Here is a 25,570-nt window from a genome sequence, read left to right as displayed (position 1 = left end):
AATTAAAGATTTCATCAGAGGCAGGAAATACAACGATTCAAACGAACTTATGATAAAATACATACACGATTTTGTTTTTAACGTGAAAGGAGCCGGACCATGATTACAGTAAAAAATTTAAAAAAGTCCTTTGGTGATCTTGAGGTATTGAAGGATATCAATGCAGAAATAAAAGCACAAGAAGTTGTTTGTGTGATTGGCCCTTCTGGCTCAGGCAAAAGTACATTTCTCCGCTGTATCAATAAACTTGAAGACATAACAGGTGGGCAAGTGATCGTGAACGGAACGGATATCACAGATCCAAAAACGAATATTAATAAAATTAGGGAAGATGTAGGTATGGTTTTTCAGCAGTTTAACCTCTTCCCTCACAAAACCGTCTTAGAAAACGTAACACTTGCTCCTCTTAAAGTAAAAAGCGCAAATAAAGAGGAAGCTCGTGACAAAGCGTTGAAGCTGCTCGCAAAAGTGGGACTGCAAGACAAATCGAATGCCTATCCTTCCCAGCTTAGCGGTGGTCAGAAGCAGCGTGTGGCCATCGCCCGTGCACTCGCGATGGACCCGAAGATCATGCTCTTTGATGAACCAACCTCGGCACTCGATCCAGAGATGGTCGGTGAGGTTTTGGAAGTAATGAAAGACCTTGCGCGTGAAGGAATGACGATGGTCGTCGTAACGCACGAGATGGGATTTGCACGAGAAGTAGGTGACCGCGTGATCTTCATGGATGGCGGTTATATCGTGGAAGAGAACGTACCATCTGAATTGTTTGGCAACACACAGCATGAACGCACGAAGTCGTTTTTGAGTAAGGTTTTATAAGATGATGCCGGTTCCTGATTTTGAGGGACCGGCTTTTTTTGATTTCTACGGGATGCGAGATTGTCGAATGGCCTTTATTTTTAATTTTAGACTTAATTGGTCTGGTTTTCGGCTTAATTGGTTGCAGTTTCGACTTAATTGGATGCTGTTTTGACTTAATTAGTTAACTTTAAGACTTAATTAAACCTGCTGCCCCCCCTTCAAACCACCCAACATAACAAAAAATGGACCCCCGAAGGAGTCCATTTTTCTATCTTATTTGATCAATCCTTTACTTTTCAGAAAATCTTGCGCTACTTCACGCGGATCTTCTTTATCTAGGTCCACTTTCGCGTTCATTTCTGCCATATCTTCTTCTGAGATCTTCCCTTCAAGCTCATTGAGAACACCTTCAAGTTTCGGATACTTCTTCAGCGTATCTTCCCTTACAACAGGGACTGCATAATACGGAGGGAAGAATTTCTTATCATCTTCCAACGTTTTTAAATTGAAACGAACGATTCTTCCGTCTGTTGTATAAGCTGGAATCGCGTCCACCTTACCTTCTTTTACAGCAGAGTACATCAAGTTCGGATCCAAACTCTTCTTATCCTTAAAGTTAAGGTTATACGTATCCACAAATGGCGTATAGCCGTCCTCACGTTCAAAGAACTCTGTTGGACCACCGAAAGTAATCTGGTTCGACTTCGGCGCTAGTTCAGAAATCGATTTTACATTAACTTGTTTCGCCGTATCAGGATTTAAAGCTAGCGCATACGTGTTTTCAAAACCAAGCGGCTTCGTCCATTTCAGGTCATACTCTTTGGAATAGCCTTCTTTTACAGCATCATAAATCTCTTCAGGCTTCATGCTTGGATCATATTTTTCTTTTAGAATCGTTAAGTAACCTGTACCTGTATATTCTACATAAAGATCGATATCACCCTTTTTGATCGCTTCCGTAAGAATAGGCGTCTCGCCAATCGCTTCTTTAACGATAACAGGGTAATCTGTTTTGTCTTTTACATATTCAGAAATCACATAAGGCAGGATATATTGCTCTGTCCACTTCTTACCTGTAATTACAATCGCATCCTCTTCACCGCCGCCACGTAGTGCAAAGAAAAGAACGAGAGCAGCGATTGGTACCCCGAGAAGGACTGGCAGTTTCCATGAACCACGTTTCTTTGATGCTTTAGGTTCAGTAGCTAACTCAATTCGTCGCAGAATAAAGTCAAATACGATAGCAAGTAATGCGGCCGGAATCGCACCTGCTAAGACGAGCTCATTACGAGTAGTAGATAATCCACGATAGATAAGATCACCTAGTCCACCAGCTCCAATAAACGCAGCAAGTGTTGCCACCCCAATGGTTAATACGGTTGCTGTACGCAGACCAGCCATGATGATCGGCAGCGCTAACGGCAGTTCGATCATACGTAAAATTTGAGTATTAGTCATACCCATACCTTTACCTGCTTCAACAGCTGATTTATCTACACCCGTAATTCCTGTATACGTGTTGCGTAGGATAGGCAAGAGTGCATAAACAGTAAGTGCAATGATGGCAGTTGTACTACCGATTCCGAATACAGGCAATAAGAAACCGAACAATGCCAAACTCGGTATCGTTTGAAAAATGGCTGTAACTCCAATAACAGGTTCGGCAACCTTTTTTCTTCTTGAAATAAAAATCCCTAGAGGAACGGCGATAACTGCCGCGATCAAGATTGAAACAAGGGATAAAAATAAGTGCTGCTGAAGGCCTGTAAGAATTTCTGGCCATCTGTTAACAAACGTATCTTTCATCGTGACTAAAAAGTTATTCAATGCCCGCACCTCCCTCAATAGGTTTTTGTGCGGAAATATTTAACCCTGCTAAACCGCGCATCATGGATGCACGTGTGATTAAGCCAACTAATTTTTCATTATCAAGTACAGGTATCATATGAACACCATGGGTTGCAAAGATTTCTGCAACTTCCGTGTACGTAGAGGAAACATCGACCGTAATGATTTCTTTTTCCATCAGATCTCCGATGGTCTTATCTTCTTCAGGATAATGTTGTTCGATTTTATCAAGTGTGGTGATTCCAAGAAGCTTGTTTTGCTGATCTGTGATCAAGAGACTGTCTACACCATATCGCTTCATCATTTTTAATGATTCTGCAAGTCCTCTCGTTACTTTTGCCGTAACTGGATTTGGTCTCATTAGGTCTAAGGCTTCTGGCATGGATGATTCATCAGCAGACAATCGGTTCTCACCGATAAACCCTTTAACAAAGTCATTCGCTGGATGACGTAGAATCCGTTCTGGTGTATCGAACTGAATGATCTCACCTTTATTTAAGATCGCGATCTTGTCAGCAATCTTAATAGCTTCATCCATATCATGCGTAACGAATACGATCGTTTTCTTGATCGTATCTTGCAATTTAACAAGTTCATCTTGCAGCTGTTCACGACTGATCGGATCAAGCGCGGAGAATGGTTCGTCCATTAAAATGATAGGAGGTTCTGCAGCAAGTGCTCGAATTACACCAATACGCTGCTGCTGACCACCGCTTAGCTCAGAAGGATATCGCGTTCTGAATGTTTTAGGATCCAATCCAACTAAATCTAGCAATTCATCAACTTTGCCCTCATACTTTTCTTTTTCCCACCCTTTTAAACGTGGTACGAGTGAGATGTTGTCTTCTATCGTCATATGAGGCAATAGACCAATTTGTTGAATTACATATCCAATATTCCTTCTCAGCTCAACGGGGTTTCGGTTTGCAATATCTTCTCCATCAATGAGAATCGTTCCTTTTGATGGCTCGATCAAACGGTTTATCATTCTCATGGTTGTTGTCTTACCACAACCACTAGGCCCGATTAAAGCTACTAACTCCCCTTCATTAATTTGAAAGTCAATATTTTTCAAGGCCTCAAAACCGTCAGGGTACGTTTTCCCTACGTTTTTGAAAGTTATCAAGTTCGGTTCTCTCCTTTTTTTACATAAAATAAGCTGCATCCATTAGAATGTCCATAACTTATGTTTCCCTTGCTTGCTTGCTTGAAAACTTCTTTTCTAAAAGTTTTTTGTTAACATTGTTGCTATTGCTTCAAACAGACCGGGTATCCCCCTCTGCAAAACTAGAAAAAACACCTGAAGGAATGTTGTCCCCTCAGGTGTTAACTAAAATTATGCTACTGAACCTTCATCTGCGTTATTCTTTTTTCTAAACTGACTTGCAAAGTAAGCCCATGTACCGATCATACAGATCGCCATGAAACCTACCAAAATCCATAGATTAAAGCTAAAGCTTTCCATGTCTCCGCTTGAGATTACTGCTTTAAAGCCTGAAACGGAATATGTCATCGGAAGCCAAGCATTGAATCCTTGTAGTCCGTTCGGAATGAGCTCTAACGGGAATGTTCCTGCACTTGTTGTAAGCTGTAGGATTAAAATGATGATCGCAACAAAACGTCCTGGATCACCAAGCACCGTAACGAGCAATTGTACGAGTGCTAAGAAAGTTAGACTCGTGATGATACTTAGTCCAAGAAACGCTCCTAAGTTACTCACTTCAATTCCTAGACCATATATTAATACAGCATCCGCAATCAGTGCTTGAATTACACCAACCACCGCTAAGAACGTGAACTTACCAGCAAACCAGCTGAAACCTGAACGTGGGTGTCCAGCTTTATCACGTAATGGGAATACGATTGACATCAACAATGCTCCTACGAAAAGACCTAATGATAAGAAGTATGGAGCAAAGCCTGTTCCGTAGTTCGGAACATCAGAAAAGCTATTTGTTTTAACAGAAACAGGGTTTGCAATACGTTCGAACATGTCACTGTCTGGATCAAGCTCACCTGTTTTGTCCGCTGCATCACTTAATGATGAGGTTAGTTTCCCGCTTCCATCAAGCAGCTTTTGTTCTCCGTTATGAATTTCCTTTACATGACCTGTAACTTCCTTCCAGCCTGTTGCAATTGTGGAAGTTCCGTCTGCTAACTTGCCACTCGCACTTAACAGTTGCTGACTACCGTTAGCCGCTTCGCCCAATTTAGATTGGAACGTTTGCGTACCTTCATTTACTTTTGCTTGACCACTTGCGAGCTGATCGACACCGCCCACTAGTTTAAGCTGACCGTTATGAAGCTCTTCTGCTCCTTTTGCTACTGCCGTTTGTGAATCACTTAGCTTTTTAGCTCCTGCAGAAAGTTCGTTCGCTCCGCCAGCGATCTTTCCTGTTGCTGCAGTCAAGCTATCTAAACCATTGTTTATGCCGTTACTAGCTGCAGCAAGCTGTTTTAAGGATGCGGCCATCTGCTCATCTGACATGTTTCCTTGGTTTTGAATGAGTGCATTAATCTGTTGTTCTAGTTGTTTCGAGCCTGCTGTTGCTTTTTGTGCACCAGCGTTCCACTCATTTACTGAACCTGCGAGCGTACTTGCTCCAGTCGATAATTTAGATGCACCGCCTTGTAAGGCTAAGCTTCCGTTCTTAATTTTTTCAGAACCAGCTGTCGCTTGGCTAAGTCCACCTTTTAGAGCTTGTGCACCGTTACTTAGTTGACCTTGTCCGTCTGCTAACTGTTTATGAGCAGCAAGCAATTTATCCATTCCACTATCGAACTCGGTCATTTTTGAATTAAAAAGCACAGCTCCATCTTTTAACTCATTAATCTGTGGTGTTTTTGCTTCCATTCCTGAAGCTAGTTCACCACTGCCAGAAGAAGCTTTTTTCAATCCGTCTGTTACTTGATTGGAGCCATCAGCTGCTTTCTCCAACCCACCAGCCAACTGCTCGACTTGATCGAACATGACTTCTGCATATGTTTTTGTCAGTTCGTTAGACAAACTTTCTTTCATTTTATCTACGGCTGTTCCGCCAATTTGTGCTGCTAGAAAGTTAAAGCCAGCGTTCGGTGTATAAATGATTTCAGGCTTTTTGTTCGATTTTCCTGATAGAGCAGTTGCCTCTTCAGAAAAGTTCTCAGGAATCTCGATCATCATATAATAATCGTTATGTTCCAAACCTTGCTTTGCTTTTTCTTCACTAACGAATTCCCACTCAAACTGTGGATTTTCTTTGAGTTTTTTTACAAACTCATCTCCTACAGTTAAGTTCTCACCGTTATATTCGTACCCTTCATCTTGGTTGACTACGGCCACTGGCAGATCTTCCATCTTGTCATACGGATCCCAGAACGCCCATAGAAACATTCCGCTGTATAACACTGGTATAAATAGAACTGCTAAGACCGGTACAGCAATTTTTTTGTTTGAAAAAACTGCTTTAAATTGAGCTCCGATACTTTTTAACACAGTTGTTCACTCCTCCTAATACTGAATGACTAATTTAGTCATTTGGTCATTTGTCGGTAAAAAAAGAGACTCTTACAGTCCGCTTTTTCGAAAATGACCGAAATAGAAATTTGGTCACAACTTAATGTAACACGTTTTTCTTGCTTCTGCAATACTATGGTTTCCTTAAACCATCCATTACAAACATCTCAAGAACTTCAAGCATCTTTTCTTTTTGAAGAGCTTCATGATCACGTTCCCAATCAAAAATAAGAGCGATATATACCTTGACCATCATAAACGCCACAATATCTGTATGACATTCTTTAATCTCGCCTTTTTCTACCGCTTTATCCAGCTCTTTTTGAACAAAATTCAAAACTGCTTTTTCAATCCTCTGCAAAGCCTCAGTTACAGGTGAAGTGTTTAACTCTTTCACTTCTTGAGAAAGTTTAACGGCTAACTTGTGCGTTTTCCGAAGTTCAACGACTTCATAAAGGGCATTATGCAGGTTCTCGTAAAAAGGGCGATCTTCTTTTATTGCAGAAGATGCCGCTAATTTCGTCTCTGTTACTAAGTTTGTGATAATTTCCGAAAATAATTCCTCTTTGTTTGCGAAAAAAGTATAGATCGTTCCCTTTCCAACATTTGCAATCTTAGCGATTTGATCCACTGTACTCGCCTTATAACCAAACATAGAAAAAGAACGCTCTGCTGCGTCTAAAATACTTTTTCTGCGATCCATCATCCCACCTCCTCACCATTAACAATATTTCGTTTCGAACATAACTGCAAGGTTAAAAGAACTCGCGTGCCTTCATTAAGTACGCTCTCATACCGAAGTTTTCCGTCCATATCTTGAATGAGTTTATATGTTACCATCATACCCAAACCCGTACCTTTTGCTTTCGTTGTATAAAAAGGCAACCCGATCTGCTCGAGTTCCTCTTCTGTCATACCCTTACCATTGTCTTCGATCGCTATCGTAATCCGGCTCTTTGTAACTTTATAGCGATACAGATGGATCGTGCCGCCTTCTTCTATCGCTTCTATCCCGTTTTTGATAATATTTATTAAACCTTGCTTAAGTTTTGGTTCATCAATGCACACATTATAAGAGCCTAATGGACTAGCGGTAACTTCGACATTATTTATCGCTCCGTATGGTGCAGTAAGCGCAATAACATCTCTTAACACTTTTTCGAGTGAAACGGTCTCAAGCTTAGGAACATCCGGCTTAACCATGGACAAATAGTCTGTGATAATCTTGTTCGTTCGATCTAATTCCTCAATTAAGAGTGGCGAATGTTCCCTTAGCTTAGCATCTGTTGTCGTGCTGCCAAGAAACTGAATCATTCCACGAATGGTCGTCATCGGGTTTCTAACTTCATGCGCGATTGCTGCTGCCATCTGTCCCGCAACTGCCAGCTTGTCCAAGTAAACGGTTTCCTTCAACTGCATGTTGATCTTAACAAGCCTCTCAATTAAGAAGATACAAGAAAAAAACGCGATCAAAAAGCTCGAGAAATAGACGAGATAAAAATCGATCGTTAGAAAATCAAGATATGTATGAATGAAAAGCATATAAAATAATGTATAAACCAGCGCAATATAAATGGCTGAAATCCATCTGCGCTTATCTTCATCAAAAAATCCATGATAGATCAAGCAAACCACATAAGCTAAAAGGATTAAAACAACACCAAGCCAAGCTAACTCTCCACCAACTGCTATTCTTGCGATGGCAACAATCAACGAACAAATTGCCCCCGGAAGCCAGCCGACATACAATGTGACGATCATGATGGGAACATTTCGAAGATCAAAAAAAGAATCCTTCAGCGTTTCAATGGGAAACAACATACAAACTAGAGCACCCGCACCACTGATCAAGCCAAAAACGATTTGATTCTTATAGCTCGGAATAACACCAGGATGAAGGGGAAAGAACATGTTCAAAAGATGTGTAAACGAAAATATGATTGCAATATTTACAAATAACGGCTCAATAAATGCTTGCACAGCGCTTCCCCCTTCCTTTTTTTCTCCCTACAGTATAGCAGAAACATTCTACAAGAAAATATAAAAAACGACAAACATATCCATTTGTCGTTTAATTCTTAACATATTTATTATTTTTTTGTTTAAATTGAAATTTTCACGTCCAAAATCATTATCGGCGGAACAAAGAATCAACAGCCATTTTTGCTGAATTCACGCAATCTGGCAGTCCCACACCGTCATACGGAGCTCCGGCTAGTTTCACGCCAGGCAGCTCATTTTGAAACGCAGTTCTGAGCTTTTCTACATACTCTTTATGCCCTACTTCATATTGTGGCATCGAATCAATCATACGAGAAACATGGTAGAATTCCGGACGGCTATCTACACCCATGATTCTCTTCAAATCATCCAATACTTTTTCTAAAATAACTTCATCAGGTTGTTGAACGATGTCTTGATCTTCTGCACGTCCTACATAACAACGAAGGACCACTTTACCTTGTGGAGTCGTATGCGGCCACTTTCGGCTCGTCCACGTACACGCCGTTATGGATGTCTTTTCACTTTTAGCAATCACAAACCCTGTCCCATCAAGACTGAAGTTCACGTCTGCCTCATTAAAACTCATCGAAACCGTTGCTACTGAGGTTGGCTTCGTGTCGTGAAAACCAGCCGGAAACAGAGATTCACCGAAAAGTTTTTTCGTAACAGGATAAGGTGTAGTAACAATAACTTGATCACCGTTCATAACCGAGCCATCTTCCATCACCACAGAATATGTCCCGTCTTCAGACCGCTCGATAGCTTTAACGTGAACACCTGTTTTTATGCTTTCTTTTGGCACTGCGTTAGACAGAGCTTCAATGAAAGAAGATAGTCCCCCTTTGAGTGTTAAAAAAGCACCTTTTTTCTTTTTCGTGTTCAGCGTTTTCTCTTGTTTAGGCTGCGTCTTTTTCATTCCTATGATTAAACTTCTATATTTCTTTTCCGTTTCCACAAATTGAGGAAACGTAGATTGCAGGCTAAGTCGATCGATCCTTCCAGCATATATACCAGATAACAAGGGTTCGATCAGTCGATCAACCACTTCATCACCAAGACGTCTTCTAAAAAAATGGCCAACCGAAACATCTTGTTGTGCATCTTTTCGTTTAGGAAGGACAAGATCTAACCCCGCTCTTGCCTTTCCAGTGATAGAGAATAAAGGTGTCGTCGCAAACGGCATCACTTTAGTCGGGATCCCCATCACTGCTCCTTCTGGAATAGGATGAAGCCTCATATTATGCAAAATATAAGCTTGACCCGTTTCATTAGAAACCAGATCGCCCCCTAGGCCAACATCTTTTACCAGTTCTGTCATTACTGTTTTTCTAGCAAGATAGGAATCTGGCCCACGCTCTAGCACAAAACCATCTTCTTTAATCGTATCAATCTTGCCGCCAAGACGGTTGCTCGCTTCGACCACTGTAAATGCTATCGGATCCCCTGTTTCTTTTGCATATTTCTGAACATAAAAGGCAGCGGCTAAACCTGTTATGCCGCCGCCCAATATAATAACGTGCTTTCGCTCGCTCATTTCTTTCACATTCTTTCTTTTGCTAGTGCATTTTCAATGACCGTTGCCAAACAATCGATAAATTCCGGCTTTGCGTTAGGCATCTCAGGACGATAGTAATTCACGCCCAACTCATCTGTAACAACTTTACACTCATAATCGTTGTCATACAGAACTTCCAGATGATCCGCCACAAAACCTACAGGACAATAGATAAAATGTTTATAAGCATGCTCGTTATAAAGATCTCTAGTTAAATCCTGAACGTCTGGTCCGATCCACGGTTCAGGCGTGTTCCCAGCACTTTGCCACCCGATCGTATAATGAGGAACATTCGCCTCTTTCGCGATAAGATCAGCTGTTTCCTGAAGTTGCGTCGGATATGGATCTCCCATTTGAAGGATCTTTTCCGGAAGACTATGGGCTGAGAAAATCACAACGGTTTTGTCATGCTCGTTCTCAGGGATGGCATTAAACGTTTGTTTAATTCCATCCGCCCAAAATTGTACATACTTCGGCTCATCATACCAGCTGTCGATCGTGGTGAATGATGGTCCACCAATTTTTGCAGACTCTTCCACAGCACGTCCGTTATATGATTTAACGCTGAACGTTGAATAATGAGGAGCCAGAACAAGCGTTACGGCTTCTTCAATTCCATCTTGTTTCATCTTTTGCACAGCATCTTCAATGAAAGGATCGATATGCTTTAGACCCAGATAGCTTTTAAACTCACGATCAGGATAGCGCTCATTCATCTCTGCTTCAATACTTTGCGCTTGCTCTTCAGTGATCTTAGCAAGAGGTGAGATACCACCGATCTGCTCATAGCGTTCTGTAAGTTCTTGCAGCTGTTCAGGAGAAGGCTTGCGTCCTCTTCTAATGTGTGTGTAATAGCTTTCTACTTCATCTAGACTTCTTGGCGTACCGTACGCCATGATCAACAGACCTGTTTTCTTGTTACTCACTCTTTATCACCCTAGTTTTTTAGACGTATATTCATGAACAAAGGTGGTCAACTGCTTTAATGTTGCAATGTTTACTTCAGGGAAAATGCCTTTTCCGACATTGAAGATAAAGCCTGGTTCTTCCATACCTTCATCCAAAATTTCTTTTGTTCGTGCTTCGATTACTTCCCATGGCGCCAATAGAATGGAAGGATCTAAGTTTCCTTGCAGCGCCTTTGTCACACCCATCTGACGCGCTTCTCTCGGAGATAATCTCCAATCAAGTCCGATCACATCAATCGGAAGCTCGTTCCACTCCATGATTAGGTGTCTTGCACCTGTTCCGTATAGAATCAACGGAACATTTTCTTCTCTTAGTGATGAGAAGATCTTGTACATGACAGGCTGAATGTATTTTCTGTAATCAGCTGCATTTAATGCGCCGACCCATGAATCAAAAATTTGAAACGCTTGTGCGCCAGCAGCAATCTGTGCCTTTGCATAAGCGATCGTCATATCGCCTAGCTTGTCCATCAACATGAACCAGCTTTCAGGATCAGAATACATTAACTGCTTAGTTTTATGATAATCGCGGGAAGGTCCACCTTCAACCATATAGCTCGCAAGTGTAAATGGTGCACCTGCAAATGTGATAAGCGGCACTTCTAACTGTTGTCTTAAAATTTTGATTGTATCCAGAACATACGGTACGTCTTTCTCAGGATTGATCGTCCCTAAACGCTCTACATCTTCGCGCGTTCGTACAGGCTTATCGATCACGGGTCCGATTCCTGATTTAATCTCTACATCTACTCCAATCGCTGGTACAGGAGACATAATGTCTTTATAAAGAATCGCAGCATCCACTCCGTGTTGATCTACAGGGAGCTTCGTAACGCCAGCGCACATCTCTGGTCTATGTGTGATTTCAAATAGTGAATACTTCTCTTTCAATTTACGGTACTCTGGCTGGGAACGGCCCGCCTGTCTCATGTACCATACAGGAATATGTGAATTTTTCTCCTTACGACACGCTTTCAAAAACTCTTCATTCATAGTCAAAACGTACACACCTTTCTATACAAGACCAAAAGCTGCAGCACTATTGTTATCTCCTAGCTGCTGAAACTTAAAACCTTTAACGTCAATATCCATACACATTGTAAGGGAATTCATAATAAAAGTATAGAAGATAAGCTTAATTGTCATGATTTTGGCAAAATGGATGTTCACTGAATGTTGAAAGCCTTTACAGGTGGATGTTGCTATACCTGTATGAGATGAGTAGATGATGGATTGAGTCTAGCTGCGCATCGATTAAGTCAAAAGAGGCCACAATTAAGTCGAAATGAACATCCATTAAGCCTAAACACGCCACAATTAAGTCGAAAATGAAAAATATAGGCATTCCGACACAGTTCGACTCCGACTCCCCTCCCTCTACTTCCAACTTCCAAACACTCACCAAAAAAAGAAGACGGCCACCTTGGCCACCTTCTACCGTTCATTCATCATTTTTCTTCTTTTTCTTTTTCTTCTCTTTTTCACGATCTTTACGAATCTTATCTCTTACTTCTTTTTTATCTTCCTCACCAAAACTCGGGAAAAGAGAAATCGACACCACATTTGATGGCTCTCCTTCTTGTTTAGTAAGAGGATTATATGGAACAACATAAAAGTCTGGCAGCGTGAAGAGATTCTTCCCAGAAGCACTATATTCTCCTTTGCCTTTTATCGTATCTAAAAGAGTTGTTTCTCCTTCATTCACGGCATAAACCTTATATTGCAGACGCTCGTCTTTTGAAGGAGTCCAGTTCAGTTTAACCGAAGGAATCCCATAGTCTCCCATACCAAATGAAGCACGAAGGTCGTTTAACTCGATGAGCTCGATTGGCGGTGCTAAATCTTTTACTCCGTCAGGTTTTTTAAACGTGAGACCTTGTTGCGACGGCATTTCGTTAATCACTTGTTTAAATAGGAGAGTAGGTAAAGAACTGCCACTGTTTAGATACGATTCTTTTGTCGTTCGATCATAACCGACCCATACAGCACCGACTACTTCTGGTGTATACCCGACAAACCATGTATCTTTGTTTCCTTTTTCTACGTTTGGATAGTTTGTGGTACCCGTCTTTCCTGCGATCTCCATATTCTCTCTTCCATCAGATCCTGTTCCGTTCTTCACGACCTGCTGAAGCATACGTGTCATGTACCATGCGTTCTGCTTTTTCCAAACTTTCTTTTCTACCTGTTTTGCTTTCCCAATCAGATCTCCTTCGTTGTTATAGATCTTACTGATTACAAAAGGTTCGATCGTCTTACCTTCATGAAGGAAACTGCGATATCCTTTTACCATTTGCAATGGTGTTACCCCTTGATCGATGCCGCCTAGCGCGATTCCGAGTCCTTTGTCCTCAATCGGCATACCGAGCTGTTCGAGGTAACTTTTCGAATCAGATATTCCGTTCTTGTTCAACAGCCATACTGCCGATGAATTTACAGAGTGTGAAATGGCGTCCACCATGGAAACTTCACCATCGTATCTACCGTTATAATTCTTAGGTTCATAACCGTCATAGCTAAGTTCTTCATCACGCAGCATAGAATAGGGTTTGTATTTTTCGGATTCAAGAGCGGGACCATACACAGATAACGGCTTGAACGTTGAACCTGGCTGACGATTCACCTCTACCCGATTCAGTCCCTCTGTTACATAATTTCGTCCCCCTTGAACAGCGAGCAAACCACCTGTTTTCCCATCCATCAAAACCATAGCGCCCTCAGGTTTCTCCTGACCAGTACCTACAAAATAACGACCGTCTTGAAAGCTTTTATAAACAGAATCTTGTGCTGCCAAATTCATAGGTACAACGATTTTATAACCGCCTTGTCGCAGCTCTTCTCTTGAAAGTTGATACTTTTCTTTCGCCTCTTTTATAACCATATCAATATACGTTGTATAAGCCGGGTTTCGTTTCTCTTGCTGAAAATCAAGAGCGATCGTTTTACCTTGTGCTCTGACTGTTTCAGAAGGCGTCAAGTAATCTTGCTTCTCCATTAGCGAAAGAACAAGATCACGCCGTTCCTTTGCTTCCTTTGGATTCTTCAGTGGAGAATAATAGTTTGGTGCTTTCGGAAGACCGGCAAGCATCGCACCTTCTGCTACTGTTAAATCGCTAACATCCTTATTAAAATACGTTTTAGCAGCAAGCTGAATGCCGTATGCGCCATGACCAAAATAGATTTGATTCAAATACATCTCTAAAATTTTATCTTTCGGGTATCTTCTTTCTAGATTGATAGCAATGACAGCTTCTTTTGTTTTTCTTAGCCATGACTTCTCATGAGATAAAAAAACATTCTTTGCTAGCTGCTGAGTGATCGTACTGCCGCCTTCAACTTTTCCTCCAGCTAAAATATCTTTATAGATGGCACGCGAAATCGCTTTAACATCTATTCCATTATGTTTGTAAAAACGGCTGTCTTCTACCGCTACAAAAGCTTCTTGAACATGTTTCGGAATATCCTCAATGTCGACGATCTCTCTATTTTCATCATAAATCTTTGTTATTTTTTCTCCGTTCTCGGCAACTAGAACTGTGGCTGAATCCATAACAAGATCCTTTTCATCGATTACATAGTCTCCAGCTAGAATTATGAATAGATAGGCAAAAAAACCTATTATAAGTGAACCCACTAATATACCGAGTGCGACGAGACTTCTTTTTACCATAACCAACCCTCATTTCCTTCTAGGTCGAAAAGTACATTTTATATAATTTTCCCTTAGTTGGAAAGTATATTACAAGTAACCAACTTCTTACACTGTTTAATGTGCTGAACGGTTGGGTAAAACAAAGGTAAATCAATAAAAAGGGCAGGGATTCCTATGAACATATACATTACTTATGGGACTTTAGACTATTTAGCAACTTATCAAGAAAAATACGATGGAGCTCTCCTGCTTGAAGGTGACTCTAATTCTGCTTTAGTAATCGAAACAGATAGAGAAAACCCATTTACCGAAAAACATGAGTACGAAGTGATAAACCAAAGAGGATCCTTAAGTGGAGCTGGCTTTGTTGTTATGAATCACATCCCGGTATCAGAAGAAGGAAGATCTCTTTTTGAAGAACGATTCCAAAACCGTGCTGGGCTTGTTGAGAGTGAACCAGGCTTTAGTGGCATACGTATTCTTCGACCTCTTCACCAAGATCCTTATATCGTTATGACACTTTGGAAATCACATGCTGATTTTACAAATTGGCAACAATCCAATGCCTATGAGGAAGCACACAAAAATAGAGGCACTTCAAAAGGCTTGCCAGAAACACTCTTTACAGGAAAATCATTTGTTAAAGAATACATGGTAGCCAAATGACTATAAATCCATCAACAATAAAAAGAGCATCTGTTATATTAAATCCTTCCGCCGGACAAGGTAGGTTGCTTAATCAGTGGAACGCAGTGCTCGAACAGCTGAAAAATGGTTTCGAAGACGTTCAAGTTTATGAGACAACCGCTCCTGGGGAAGGTGCTTCCTTTGTTAAAGAGCTGCAAGGTAAGACTGATCTCATCATTGCTGCTGGCGGTGACGGCACGGTACATGAAATTGCAGATGCTGTACTGTCTTTAACAGAGAATCAGCCAGCTTTCGGAATCTTACCAGGTGGAACGTGCAATGATTTTTCTAGAGCGCTAGGCATGAATCAAAATCCTGTAAAAGCCGCGGAACAGCTTAGTTGAAAAAAAGTTTCGTAACATTGACGTTGGAGAGTTTAATGGACATTTCTTTACAAATTTCTGGGGTGTTGGATTGATCACACATGTCTCCGAATCCATCGACCCAGATACAAAAGAAAAATTCGGACGTCTTTCTTATTATTTATCTGCGGCAAAATCCTTTCAAACATGGGAACCCTTTGACATCTCCATCTCATCTAAGGAGTTCCAATTTGATGGACAAGCTGCCATGTTTCTTGCTGTGAACGGGCCCTTTACCGGTGGTATCCGTCCCTTCTTTCCGGATACTGATATACAAGACGGTAAGCTCGATTGTTTGCTGATCGAAGAGCCTTCCACTTCGTTTATTTGGGACGTCCTTTTGAACCGTTTATCCGATACTTCAAAAGAAGGACAAGGGTATCATTATTTTCAAAGCTCAGAGATAAGCATAAAAACAGCTCCCCAACAGCTTATTGACTGTGATGGAGAGCGACAACATCGTACACCTTCAGTTGTTAAATGTTTACAAAATCAACTACTCACACTTACTGGGGATGTTTCCTTTTAAAAAAAGGAAGCGTCCTTTTTTGATAAGCTCTTATCGATTCACGTCCACCTATACATAGCAGAAGCCAAACGGTTCCAGCACTAAATCCAGCTACTATGTCGGACGGATAATGAACGCCTAAGTAGACACGGCTAAAACCAATAAGAAGAATCGTTGATATAAACCCGACCGTAAGAATAATTTTTAGAGGCTTCCCTCTTCTGCTTCTTACGACCAAGTAACCAAGGAAACCATAATAAATAAGACTTCCCATGGCATGTCCGCTCGGATAACTGAAGCCTTGCTCGACAATCAAGCTATCTTCTGGTCGTATTCTTCCAAACCAATGTTTTAGTCCAAGGTTTAAAAGACCTCCACCAGCAACTGCAATTAAATAGAAAATCGCACCCCAATAATTCTTACGTTTTACGATTAGCCAGATCAAACTTCCTACTAATAAGGTGGTTAGAATGTCTTTAGATCCGAAAAACGTAATCACTTTCATCACTTCAGTTAATCTGTCGCTTCTAATATCGGTTACATATTGGATGATCACTTGATCAAACTCAAATACCTCATTTTCCATTAAGTCTTCTGACAACTCAAAAAACACGTTTAATGATAAAAAAGAAAGACCTAATCCGCTTATGATATATATAAGAGGAAGGATCGGAAAGGGTAGTTTATTGGCCAGTTCTCGTAACATTAAGATTCTCCTCAATATCAGTTTTTCTCTTTTTTTAACTCTTATTAAAGCTAAGTTTTCACTCTTTTATCGTTGAATAAACCACTTTAAAACATTGTCGTTTTTTTAAGGGTCTTTGTAAACGGTCATTGAGGTGAATTTATTGACGTTTTAGCAAACTTTATTGGTTTTACAAGCTGTTTATAACGACTTTCTTCAATACATTACGAAACATCACACTTCAACCAAATGTGTAGACTACTTCTAAATAATGGTGTAATAAAAAAAGCCGCTCAAAGATGAGCAGCTTTTACATGTATACTATTTAACAAGCTTAACTAACATATGAGCCAGCTTATGACGCTCTTCTTGCTCTCCAACTTTCCATAGTTCTTTTAAGAGGTTCTCTTCTGAGTTACGAGGCTCCTCATGGTTAGCTAAGTAATCTGCTACTTTCTCTGCAGTTTTTGCAAGTGTTTCTTCGCTCATGCCCATTTTTTCACCAATTTGCACTTTCCCATGCAAGTAGCTCTTAAACTCTTCAAAGTTTGATAAGATCTCGTCTTTTTTGCTCTCGCTCATTCGGCTTGCTGTTTCTTCAACCTTACTTGTGTCAACGTTACGCTCTTCATCAACCATGTGTCTGCTATCCATTTTTGTTACCTCCTTAGAATTTTGTATCACTTTTGTTCAATATTTGTTTCACGCATAGTAGTCTTTTACCGATTTTACCAATCCCTAAACCTCATTCTGCAGTTCCTGTTTTTTTTAGTTCATCTATCCTATAAATTTGGTTTATGGTAAAGGGAAAAGGGGAAGGATATCTCTGTAGAACAAGATTCAGGAGGTTATACAAATGGAAAAAGACTTACAAGCACTAATCGATGGACTAAATGAGGATCTTGCAAACGAGTACTCAGCAATCATTATGTACAACCATAATGCAGCTACGGTTTCTGGTTTGTACCGTCAAATCCTAAAACCTTTCTTCCAAAGTGAAATTGCTGATGAGCAAGGACATGCTCTTTATTTAGCAGAAAAGATCAAAACGCTTGGAGGTACACCGACTACTCAACCAAAACCGGTTAAACAAGTAGAGAGTGTGCGTGAAATGTTAGAAGAAGCTAGAAACGCTGAGGAAGATACGATCAGACGTTACGAGGAACGTAAAGAGCAAGCATCCAACCTAAAACTAACTGAACTTGTCGTTCAATTAGAAGACATGATTGCTGATGAGACGAAGCATAAAGAAGAAATGGACCGCCTATTAAGCGACAGCCGCTTCTAAATCCTCATATAATTATTACAAGCACCCGCCATTTAATGCGGGTGCTTGTTGTTTATGATCCTCTTCTTTTTTTCATCTGTTAACAACCGCCACCTGAAGCAATTTTTTGCCACTTGACCTAAATCATCGAGAAAATGATAATTCGCATATGCACCGACAATCGCCCCTAGACCTGGGACCATCTGTAGCATTTTTATGAGGTCGATATGATCTCGGTAATCTTGCTGTAGTTCTTGCCAATTCATTTGGTTGATCGACTCAGGAGATTCAGGAAATTCTTGAACCGTCTCTTTCCATGAGACTACTCTTTGAAATGCCTCTTCTCGTTTGTGCGGATCAGCAAAAGCAAGTCGAAATACATGAAGAATAAAGATTCGTTCTTTGTAGTCCTTAACATCCAATCCATAAATACTTGCTGCTTCAAACAGAAACTTCATTTTTATACCTAGCAATAAAGGAAAATCAGCAATGCCGAGTAAAATCCCCCCAGCACCTGTTCCCGCTCCTTCTATTGCTGCTGTTCTTTTGTAAAAAGAGAGTCGATCTTCAAATTTAAAATCACGCTCTCGTAGATCTGCTGTAAACTTAATCGTTTTTTTAGTCGTATATTCAGAACCGATTAAAGTGGCTTTGATCATATGTTTCATACTTGATGTTATAACATCATGCACTTTTTGTGGAATTTTCTCATTGATCTTCGTTTGAAGAGACTTCGTTGTTTTGTTCCAAAGTGAGGGCCGTTTGCACATTTCTGTTTCCCATTTTTTTAGTTCTTCCAGTACATTTTCTTCATACGTTTTCATCATCTGCCTCCTTTCATCTATACGTTTGTATTTAGATCTTAGTTTCGCTATTTTGCCCTCACGATTTGAAAGCTTACTTAATAGGATCTGCAGTCGGAATGCCTAATGGGAACTTAAACACATTTTCAGGATCGTATTTTGTTTTCACCTCAATTAAACGAGGCAAGTTAACAAAGTAACATTGCTCAAGCCAGTTCTTAATACAATTATCATGAAAATTCACATAAGCTCCATCCGCATAAGGAAGTAGAGAATTTCTTAAGCTCTCCACCCATCGCGTATTTACGCTAGCTTCATTTTCGTTCTGCCACTTCGTAATATATAACAAGCTGAATAATGCTTCTCTATGAACATAAGCCGTTTCAGTAGGTCCTGTACAAGCTGCTTTTCCAGCTAGGGCTTGCAACTGCACTTTGTTCTCAATACTAGGTGAGTTTGATAGATATTCTTTAAGCTTTTTTATCGCTCTAATCGGTAACTGCTGTTTCGCAAACGCACCTGTATTCTTAAACGGATGTGCATCAGGATCACCATGGTTAACAGCGTACTCCATCATACCCGGCATCATCCCTCCAAATATCTTAACGGCATCGATATAAGGCACCTTCTTCACTTCAACTACTTTAGGTGGATATGCGTTTAAAAGGGGCTTTAAAAGCTTTTTCAGTTCATCCGTTGTGCCAAGAAATTCACCTAAAGCACGCAGCTCACCAATGTCTTTTGTTAAGAGATCAATAATGGCTGTTAATCTATCGTCTGTGTACGGAGCCCATTTTTGCCATGAATCCACGACTTTTTCAAATCCTTTAAAGTCCCAAGTAATTTTAAAGATGGCAACATCATCGACTCGAACAACTCGAAAACGAAAGGATGTAACCACACCAAAGTTTCCACCCCCACCGCCTCTTGATGCCCAAAATAAATCAGCGTTCTTATGTTTGTTGGCTATGATAATCTTTCCGTTTGCATCTACCATCTCAAGCTCCAGAAGCTGATCGATCAGCATACCATAAGGACGAGTTAACATCCCCCACCCTCCACCAAGTGTTAAGCCTGAGAGTCCTACTGATGGACAAGTACCTCCTGGAATCGTGAAACCTGCTTCATACAGTTTTTCGTATAGTGGAAAAAGCAATGCCCCCGCACCAAGTACGGCCGTTTTTGTTTTGCGATCCACTTTTACTTCATTCATATCGCTGATGTCTATCACTAAACCTCCATCTAATGATGAATAAGCTTCATAACTATGCCTTCCTGTACGGATCCGAAACTTAATATTCTTCTTTCTTGCCCAACGGATCGCGTTTGAAACATCCTTAGTAGTTGCACAAAAATTGATAATCAAAGGAAATAAGTTAAAACGAGTATTAAACTCTTCACGTGCCAGATCATAGTCAGGACTTCCAGGTGTGACAATCCTTCCTGTTAATCCATAAGTATTCATGAGCCCCGCTCCCTTCCATAAAACTTATATGCATAAGCTATGAAAGATGCCCAAAATTTGTTTACAAACTTGGAAGTCGTTGATTTCCATGTCTAGGATGCTCGCTATCCACAGGGCAAGCGGTGAGCCACATTCGTACGTTTCACTTTTTAAGTGTCTCACCTGTCTAGTTGCAGTGGCTAGCCCCTCGAGGTCAAAAGTTAAATGGTCCAGAAGGCATAGTGCGCCTTCAAAGCCCATTTACTTTTGCTGGTCGGGGCTGAACGAGCCACTTCCACTTTCCGGACTGCACGCCTTTTATAGGTCCCTTACTCCTGCGTCTACAAGTTTATGCTACCGTAGTAAGCTTCCTCGTCGCATGCCTTGCGAGATGTATTTCAAGTGGTAGGCACGCACTTTCCACTCCAACCAACTGTCAAAGGAGACAAGCTTTTAGAAAAGAGCGCTTTAAAAAAAACTTCCCAGCCCGTAATGAGCTAGGAAGTCAACATGATATGTTTTTTTGTCATACTAGGCAGTCGAACTACACTATAAAGTATTGCTGCGACAGGCATAAGAATGGCGATCATCCAGTCCCCAGTAAGCAACACATAGAAAATACCATAGAATACACCTTGTATGATCAGCAAGTTTTTCAGCCAATTTTGAAAAGCTTTTACTCTTGTATCTTGTTTGATCGGATAGATCATGAATATAACATTCCATCTGTACTGCGTATAAAGTGTGAACAATTGCAGTGCAAACATTTGAAAAAACAAGAACACTACGATTAATTGCCACCAACCTGCAGGAATTAAATACATGAAGAGAAAGCCGATTAAAATCAATCGCACATACAAGCCAAGGTAATCTCCTGAACGCACAAATGTCTTCATATACAAAGCAGAAAGTGCATTTTTCTTTTTAAAGGAGAAAGATGCTACGCTGTTAAACAACGGTCGCTTATGTACGGTCTGCTTGAGCGCAGGTACATCCGTAAAATAATTGACCATTCGGTACCCTTTCATTTTTAATGCTTGTTCTTCCGCTAATAGCATTTCCCACTGATAACCATGCTGCTTTTTAAAGACACCGAAAACAAAGTTCTTTAGTACGTACATGATCGCAAAAATAGCGATCAAAAAGAGGTAAGCTTCATTAAAGAGCAGATACGCATATACAAAGTTTACAATGAACCTCATGATTTTATAGTTCGTTTGATGACTCTTGTAAGGCAACCTTCTTTCTTCCCACGATACATATATGTTAAATACTTTTGCAGCGATCAAAAAGAATCCAAATGTGACATACATCTTCCATCCATCATGAACAAACACCTGGACGATCGGCCATAGCAGCGTAAAAATGAATAGGGTAAAAAAAGAGCCAGTTGCTGTAGCTGAAGAAATGGCTTTTGAAAAATATTGTTTCATGCCTGATTCTACAGGCAATAAAAATACAAGATCGCCTTCTTTTAACAACGTACGGATCGGACTTTTGGTCAACCAGAACGAAAAAACAATCGTTAGAATAAAGACGGCAGGAAAATTCTCAGGAAGTGCTTGCAGAAGCTTAGCATAATACACACTGCCGATGACGATGAGCAAAATTAAGGAAACAATGAGTCCGCTGTTAGCCATTAAACTAAAGTATTTCAGTGTTTGCGTAACATGAGCATTGCGCCGTTTTGTCCATAATTTTTTTACATCAATCATGTTACTTTACCTCTTGCTACATAAAGGTAGATATCATCTAACGTCGCATTCTCTAACCCGCTTCTCACACGTAATTCTTCTAATGTCCCGCTTAGAACCAGCCTTCCTTCATGCATGATCAAAAAGCGGTCGCAATATCTTTCTGCCGTGGACAAGATATGAGTCGACATCAAGACGCCAGCACCGTTATTTTTAAATTTAACCATATACTCGAGAAAAGATTGAATGCCAAGCGGATCGAGCCCAACAAACGGTTCATCCACGATATAAAGCTTTGGTTCAACCAAAAGGGCACAAAGAATCATTACTTTTTGCTTCATCCCTTTGGAAAACTGACTCGGAAACCACTTGATCTTGTTATCCATGCGAAACTCTTCAAGCAATGGTCGAACTCGTGTTAAAAAAGTTTGTTCTTCTAATCCATATGCCATTGCTGTTAGTTCTAGATGTTCCCATAATGTTAGCTCTTCGTAGAGAATCGGCATCTCTGGTATGTAAGTAAACTGACTTCGATAATTTTCTGGTTCTTCCCTAAAGGTCTGCCCTTCGATTTTTGAAGTGCCTGACATGGGTTCCATAAGGCCGAGCACATGCTTTATAGTTGTACTTTTACCGGCTCCATTCAAACCGATCAATCCTACTATCTCATTTTCTTTCACCGTGAAATCTAAGTGATGAATAACAGGCTGATTAGGCAGATACCCCCCTGTTAAATCCGTAACTTCAAGGATTGGTTTCATACAATACCTCCTTCTGCAATCCAGCATTTTCATTATTGTTTGCCATTTTTCTTGTTTTACACCTTATGAAGCAGGCATCGATGTAGGAGTTGGCTTTGCATAACCTTCTTTATATTTCTCATCAATCATCTTTCTGATCTCAAGAGGAGTCTTTCCATCTGCAGAAGCACTCATGCTTATCGCAGCGATTTCCAGACACGTCCCGCATTTTGTGCCATGATCATCCCATACAATTTTTCCATCTTCTTTGTTTTCGGCGACAAAGCAATCATAATTGTCTTTATGACCTGCAGAATCACCACATCCACAAAAACAAGGCATAGATTCAAGCAGTTCTTTATATTTAGGGGCTTCTGCATAAATTGCAGCAATCTCATCAGGTTGTTTATCTAAAAAGCCGGGCATTACATCTATCGAAGCTGTAAGTTCTTGAATATCACCGTTCGGCAGATGATTTTCATGTCCTTCATGCGAAACCTGTTGTTTTCCCTGTGACTCCTCTTGGTGGTTTTTATGTTCATCATCTGATTTATTCCCGCAGCCTGTGATAAGGAAACAAACACCTAGAGTCATTGTTAATACAAGTTGTCTTTTTTTCACGGAGAATCCTCCTTTTTGTCATTCTTTCCTTATAATAGCTCAATTCCCGTTTCCTTTACCAATTTTATATGTATAACAAGTAAGACTTCATGGACAAGATATAAGAGAAGAAGGTATCCCCCCTTCTTCAGGGAGAAAGATGCAAGGTATTAGATTTTTTCAGATATGCTAAATTTTAAGGAGATGGTTCTCTTGGACTATTTAGTGCTTGAGCAATTACAAATTCTTAATATTGAGGTGCATGGCTAAAAAATCGTATTGTTTTGTTTTCGTGTTCTCCTTTCTTCTCTAACCTCTATAAGAAGAAGGGTTCTATTTTTGAATAGGACCCTTCTTTTTTATTGCCTGTTTTCGTAAATTTCGTTGCTTTTGGCAGTGTTGATTTCCGTTCCGGGCTGCTCGCTTTCCCCGTGGCGTGCGGTGAGCCTCCTGCCGCTAAGCGCCATTAGGAATCTCGCACTCTGCGCTCCAATCAACTTCAACTTGTCAATGAGAAAAAGAATAAACAATGAAAAGCAACTATCCCTATAGAAAAGAGCCTTTTGTTAAGATAAAAAGAATACCTTATTTTTTAGGTAGATCATGTGTGATATGATAAGTAAAAAAAATGAGGTGAGCCACTTGTCCCACGATTCAAACTGCATTTTTTGTAAAATTGTTGCGGGTGAAATTCCATCCTACAAAGTGTACGAAGACGAGAACGTTCTAGCCTTCTTAGATATCAGTCAGGTCACAAAAGGACATACGCTGATTATTCCTAAAGAGCACTCAACAGATATATTCGAACTGCCTGCAGAAACAGCAGCCAAACTTTATTCTGTCGTGCCTAAAATTGCCTCTGGAATTAAACAAACGTTTAATCCAATCGGCCTGAACATACTAAACAACAACGGTGAAGCTGCCGGACAGTCAGTTTTCCATTATCACATGCATTTTATCCCACGTTACGGTCAAGGTGACGGTTTTGGAGCAGTCTGGAAAACACAGGATACCCCTGCCAACGAAATGACTGAAATGGCTCAACATATTAAAGAAAACGTTAAAAGCTAACGTTACATATTAAAACTGCCTTCTTTTAATCTGGGCAGTTTTTTCATATTCATTTTTTGTTTCGCAATATTCTAAAAGATCTTTGCTTATAAGACATCACTGAAATGTTGATTGGAGTGTAGGGTGTGAGACTCCTGCGGGACGAGCGGTCAGGTGAGACCCTTAATGGCGCAAAGCGGCAAGGGGCTCACCGGTCGCTCCGCGGAAAGCGAAGCACCTGGAACGGAAATCAACAACTTTCATATGCTCTCAGAGTTTGCTAAAAACAGCGTTATTTTATAAGGAGGAGAACGATGACACGCATCTATTTTCAAGCAGGACCAACAACATTGCCTAAAGAGGTCATGCAGCAAGCAAAGGAAGAATGGGATGACTTTCTAGGTACTGGATTAAATATCATGGAACATAGCCACAGGGGTTCAGAATATGAAGGCATTCATGAGCAAGCAAAAACGCGCATGAAACGTTTACTCGATATACCAGATACACATGAAGTGTTGTTTTTACAAGGTGGAGCAAGTCTTCAATTCGCCATGATTCCGATGAATTTTTTACAAGGTGGAAAGACCGCGAAATATGTACTTACCGGGTCTTGGTCTGAAAAAGCATATAAAGAAGCTCAAAAAATTGGGTCGTGTGAAGCAGTCATTACAGGTAAGGAGTCGGCGTATCGTACCCTTCCTGAGATGAATTATGTACCGAGTGAGAATGACGCTTACCTTCATATCACATCTAACAACACGATCTATGGTACACAATGGCAAGACTTGCAATCCTTCAAACATCAAAATCTTGTTGCCGACATGTCTAGTGATATTATGAGCAGACCTATTTCAGTTGAAGACTATGGATTGATCTACGCGGGTGCACAAAAGAACCTTGGACCTTCTGGAGTCACAGCAGTCATCATCCGCAAAGACCTGCTACAAGATAACAAATCTGTTCCATCGATCTTGTCGTATTCTGTTCATGCGAAGAATAATTCTCTTTATAATACTCCCCCTGTGTACTCCATCTATTTACTAAACCTTGTACTAGGTTGGGTAGAAAAGTCCGGTGGGGTCAAAGCAATGGAAAAGAGAAATCAAAGTAAAGCTGGTGTCATCTACGACACGATTGATAAAAGTAAAGGCTTTTACAATGGCTTTGCAACACCAGAGTCACGTTCAAACATGAATATCACATTCACTCTTGCTAATGAAGAACTGGAAAAGCAGTTTATTAAAGAAAGTGAAGAAAACGGGATTTATGGATTAAAAGGACATCGGTCGGTCGGTGGTTTCAGAGCATCAATCTATAATGCAGTTCCCCAAGAATCATGTGATAGCCTTGCACAGTTCATGATACATTTTCAGGAAAAATACGGAAAATAGATCACAAAC

General features: G+C 40.5%; 23 protein-coding genes. 7 read left to right on the top strand and 16 right to left on the bottom strand.

Annotated elements, in window-relative coordinates:
* The first annotated feature begins 99 nt into the window (after window positions 1-99).
* Window positions 100-822 (top strand): amino acid ABC transporter ATP-binding protein, encoded by a 723-nt coding sequence (locus IHV09_RS00810; protein ID WP_144702836.1) that lies wholly within the window; start codon window positions 100-102, stop codon window positions 820-822.
* Window positions 823-1,077: 255 nt separating this feature from the next.
* Here IHV09_RS00810 and IHV09_RS00805 read toward each other — a convergent pair whose 3' ends face one another.
* The 9 genes from IHV09_RS00805 to IHV09_RS00765 all read right to left on the bottom strand — a co-directional run bounded on the left by IHV09_RS00805 (window position 1,078) and on the right by IHV09_RS00765 (window position 14,345).
* On the bottom strand, window positions 1,078-2,640 hold the full coding sequence (locus IHV09_RS00805; protein WP_370568914.1) for a glycine betaine ABC transporter substrate-binding protein: 1,563 nt from the start codon (window positions 2,638-2,640) through the stop codon (window positions 1,078-1,080).
* Complete coding sequence (locus IHV09_RS00800; RefSeq protein ID WP_197263392.1) at window positions 2,624-3,778, bottom strand: ABC transporter ATP-binding protein; 1,155 nt, start codon at window positions 3,776-3,778, stop codon at window positions 2,624-2,626. The genes IHV09_RS00805 and IHV09_RS00800 overlap by 17 nt, the downstream gene beginning before the upstream one ends.
* A gap of 210 nt (window positions 3,779-3,988) precedes the next feature.
* Complete coding sequence (locus IHV09_RS22745) at window positions 3,989-6,127, bottom strand: YhgE/Pip family protein (protein WP_197263391.1); 2,139 nt, start codon at window positions 6,125-6,127, stop codon at window positions 3,989-3,991.
* Between the two features lie 154 nt (window positions 6,128-6,281).
* On the bottom strand, window positions 6,282-6,854 hold the full coding sequence (locus tag IHV09_RS00790; RefSeq protein WP_197126882.1) for a TetR/AcrR family transcriptional regulator: 573 nt from the start codon (window positions 6,852-6,854) through the stop codon (window positions 6,282-6,284).
* Window positions 6,851-8,128: an ATP-binding protein gene (locus IHV09_RS00785; protein WP_197263390.1), complete on the bottom strand. Its 1,278-nt coding sequence runs from the start codon at window positions 8,126-8,128 to the stop codon at window positions 6,851-6,853. The genes IHV09_RS00790 and IHV09_RS00785 overlap by 4 nt, the downstream gene beginning before the upstream one ends.
* Before the next feature lie 151 nt (window positions 8,129-8,279).
* Entirely contained in the window at window positions 8,280-9,686 is a 1,407-nt protein-coding gene (gene hemY, locus IHV09_RS00780; protein ID WP_197263389.1) for a protoporphyrinogen oxidase, read from the bottom strand.
* Window positions 9,687-9,691: 5 nt separating this feature from the next.
* Window positions 9,692-10,633 carry a ferrochelatase gene (gene hemH / locus IHV09_RS00775; protein WP_197263388.1) on the bottom strand — a complete coding sequence of 314 codons (942 nt, stop codon included), beginning with the start codon at window positions 10,631-10,633 and terminating at the stop codon, window positions 9,692-9,694.
* A gap of 6 nt (window positions 10,634-10,639) precedes the next feature.
* The gene (gene hemE, locus IHV09_RS00770; protein WP_137790805.1) at window positions 10,640-11,668 is read right to left on the bottom strand and encodes a uroporphyrinogen decarboxylase; all 1,029 of its coding nucleotides are present in this window, start codon (window positions 11,666-11,668) and stop codon (window positions 10,640-10,642) included.
* Between the two features lie 448 nt (window positions 11,669-12,116).
* The gene (locus tag IHV09_RS00765; RefSeq protein ID WP_197263387.1) at window positions 12,117-14,345 is read right to left on the bottom strand and encodes a transglycosylase domain-containing protein; all 2,229 of its coding nucleotides are present in this window, start codon (window positions 14,343-14,345) and stop codon (window positions 12,117-12,119) included.
* Window positions 14,346-14,501: 156 nt separating this feature from the next.
* Here IHV09_RS00765 and IHV09_RS00760 point away from each other — a divergent pair, with 156 nt between their 5' ends.
* From IHV09_RS00760 to IHV09_RS00750, 3 genes are all read left to right on the top strand, one after another.
* The gene (locus IHV09_RS00760; RefSeq protein WP_197126877.1) at window positions 14,502-14,993 is read left to right on the top strand and encodes an antibiotic biosynthesis monooxygenase family protein; all 492 of its coding nucleotides are present in this window, start codon (window positions 14,502-14,504) and stop codon (window positions 14,991-14,993) included.
* On the top strand, window positions 14,990-15,358 hold the full coding sequence (locus IHV09_RS00755) for an acylglycerol kinase family protein (RefSeq protein ID WP_197263386.1): 369 nt from the start codon (window positions 14,990-14,992) through the stop codon (window positions 15,356-15,358). The genes IHV09_RS00760 and IHV09_RS00755 overlap by 4 nt, the downstream gene beginning before the upstream one ends.
* Window positions 15,359-15,428: 70 nt before the next feature.
* On the top strand, window positions 15,429-15,905 hold the full coding sequence (locus IHV09_RS00750) for a diacylglycerol/lipid kinase family protein (protein ID WP_197263385.1): 477 nt from the start codon (window positions 15,429-15,431) through the stop codon (window positions 15,903-15,905).
* Here the strand turns inward: IHV09_RS00750 and IHV09_RS00745 are convergent.
* Both IHV09_RS00745 and IHV09_RS00740 read right to left on the bottom strand, forming a co-directional pair.
* A complete protein-coding gene (locus tag IHV09_RS00745; RefSeq protein ID WP_197126875.1) occupies window positions 15,883-16,590 on the bottom strand; it encodes a phosphatase PAP2 family protein in 708 nt (235 codons plus the stop codon). The genes IHV09_RS00750 and IHV09_RS00745 overlap by 23 nt on opposite strands.
* A gap of 300 nt (window positions 16,591-16,890) precedes the next feature.
* Window positions 16,891-17,208 carry a DUF3243 domain-containing protein gene (locus IHV09_RS00740; protein ID WP_066399706.1) on the bottom strand — a complete coding sequence of 106 codons (318 nt, stop codon included), beginning with the start codon at window positions 17,206-17,208 and terminating at the stop codon, window positions 16,891-16,893.
* Window positions 17,209-17,425: 217 nt separating this feature from the next.
* Here IHV09_RS00740 and IHV09_RS00735 point away from each other — a divergent pair, with 217 nt between their 5' ends.
* Window positions 17,426-17,857, top strand: coding sequence for a ferritin-like domain-containing protein (locus IHV09_RS00735; RefSeq protein WP_066391396.1), 432 nt, complete (start codon window positions 17,426-17,428; stop codon window positions 17,855-17,857).
* 32 nt (window positions 17,858-17,889) lie between these two features.
* Here IHV09_RS00735 and IHV09_RS00730 read toward each other — a convergent pair whose 3' ends face one another.
* From IHV09_RS00730 to IHV09_RS00710, 5 genes are all read right to left on the bottom strand, one after another.
* Entirely contained in the window at window positions 17,890-18,660 is a 771-nt protein-coding gene (locus IHV09_RS00730; protein WP_197195777.1) for an EcsC family protein, read from the bottom strand.
* Window positions 18,661-18,733: 73 nt separating this feature from the next.
* Window positions 18,734-20,104: an FAD-binding oxidoreductase gene (locus IHV09_RS00725; RefSeq protein WP_197263384.1), complete on the bottom strand. Its 1,371-nt coding sequence runs from the start codon at window positions 20,102-20,104 to the stop codon at window positions 18,734-18,736.
* 476 nt (window positions 20,105-20,580) lie between these two features.
* On the bottom strand, window positions 20,581-21,798 hold the full coding sequence (locus IHV09_RS00720) for an ABC transporter permease (protein ID WP_197126872.1): 1,218 nt from the start codon (window positions 21,796-21,798) through the stop codon (window positions 20,581-20,583).
* Window positions 21,795-22,538, bottom strand: a complete 744-nt coding sequence (locus IHV09_RS00715) for an ABC transporter ATP-binding protein (protein ID WP_197126871.1) — start codon at window positions 22,536-22,538, stop codon at window positions 21,795-21,797. Before IHV09_RS00715 ends, IHV09_RS00720 begins: the two co-directional genes overlap by 4 nt.
* A 63-nt stretch (window positions 22,539-22,601) precedes the next feature.
* Complete coding sequence (locus IHV09_RS00710; protein ID WP_370568913.1) at window positions 22,602-23,138, bottom strand: PCYCGC motif-containing (lipo)protein; 537 nt, start codon at window positions 23,136-23,138, stop codon at window positions 22,602-22,604.
* 621 nt (window positions 23,139-23,759) lie between these two features.
* Between IHV09_RS00710 and IHV09_RS00705 the strand changes: the two genes are divergently transcribed.
* The gene (locus IHV09_RS00705; protein WP_231618092.1) at window positions 23,760-24,188 is read left to right on the top strand and encodes an HIT family protein; all 429 of its coding nucleotides are present in this window, start codon (window positions 23,760-23,762) and stop codon (window positions 24,186-24,188) included.
* A gap of 293 nt (window positions 24,189-24,481) precedes the next feature.
* Window positions 24,482-25,561: a 3-phosphoserine/phosphohydroxythreonine transaminase gene (gene serC, locus IHV09_RS00700; RefSeq protein ID WP_197263383.1), complete on the top strand. Its 1,080-nt coding sequence runs from the start codon at window positions 24,482-24,484 to the stop codon at window positions 25,559-25,561.
* Window positions 25,562-25,570 lie beyond the last annotated feature (9 nt).

It is taken from the genome of Fictibacillus sp. 23RED33, assembly GCF_015903925.1.
Lineage (GTDB): Bacteria > Bacillota > Bacilli > Bacillales > Fictibacillaceae > Fictibacillus > Fictibacillus phosphorivorans.
This window is presented reverse-complemented; position numbering and strand designations above follow the sequence as displayed.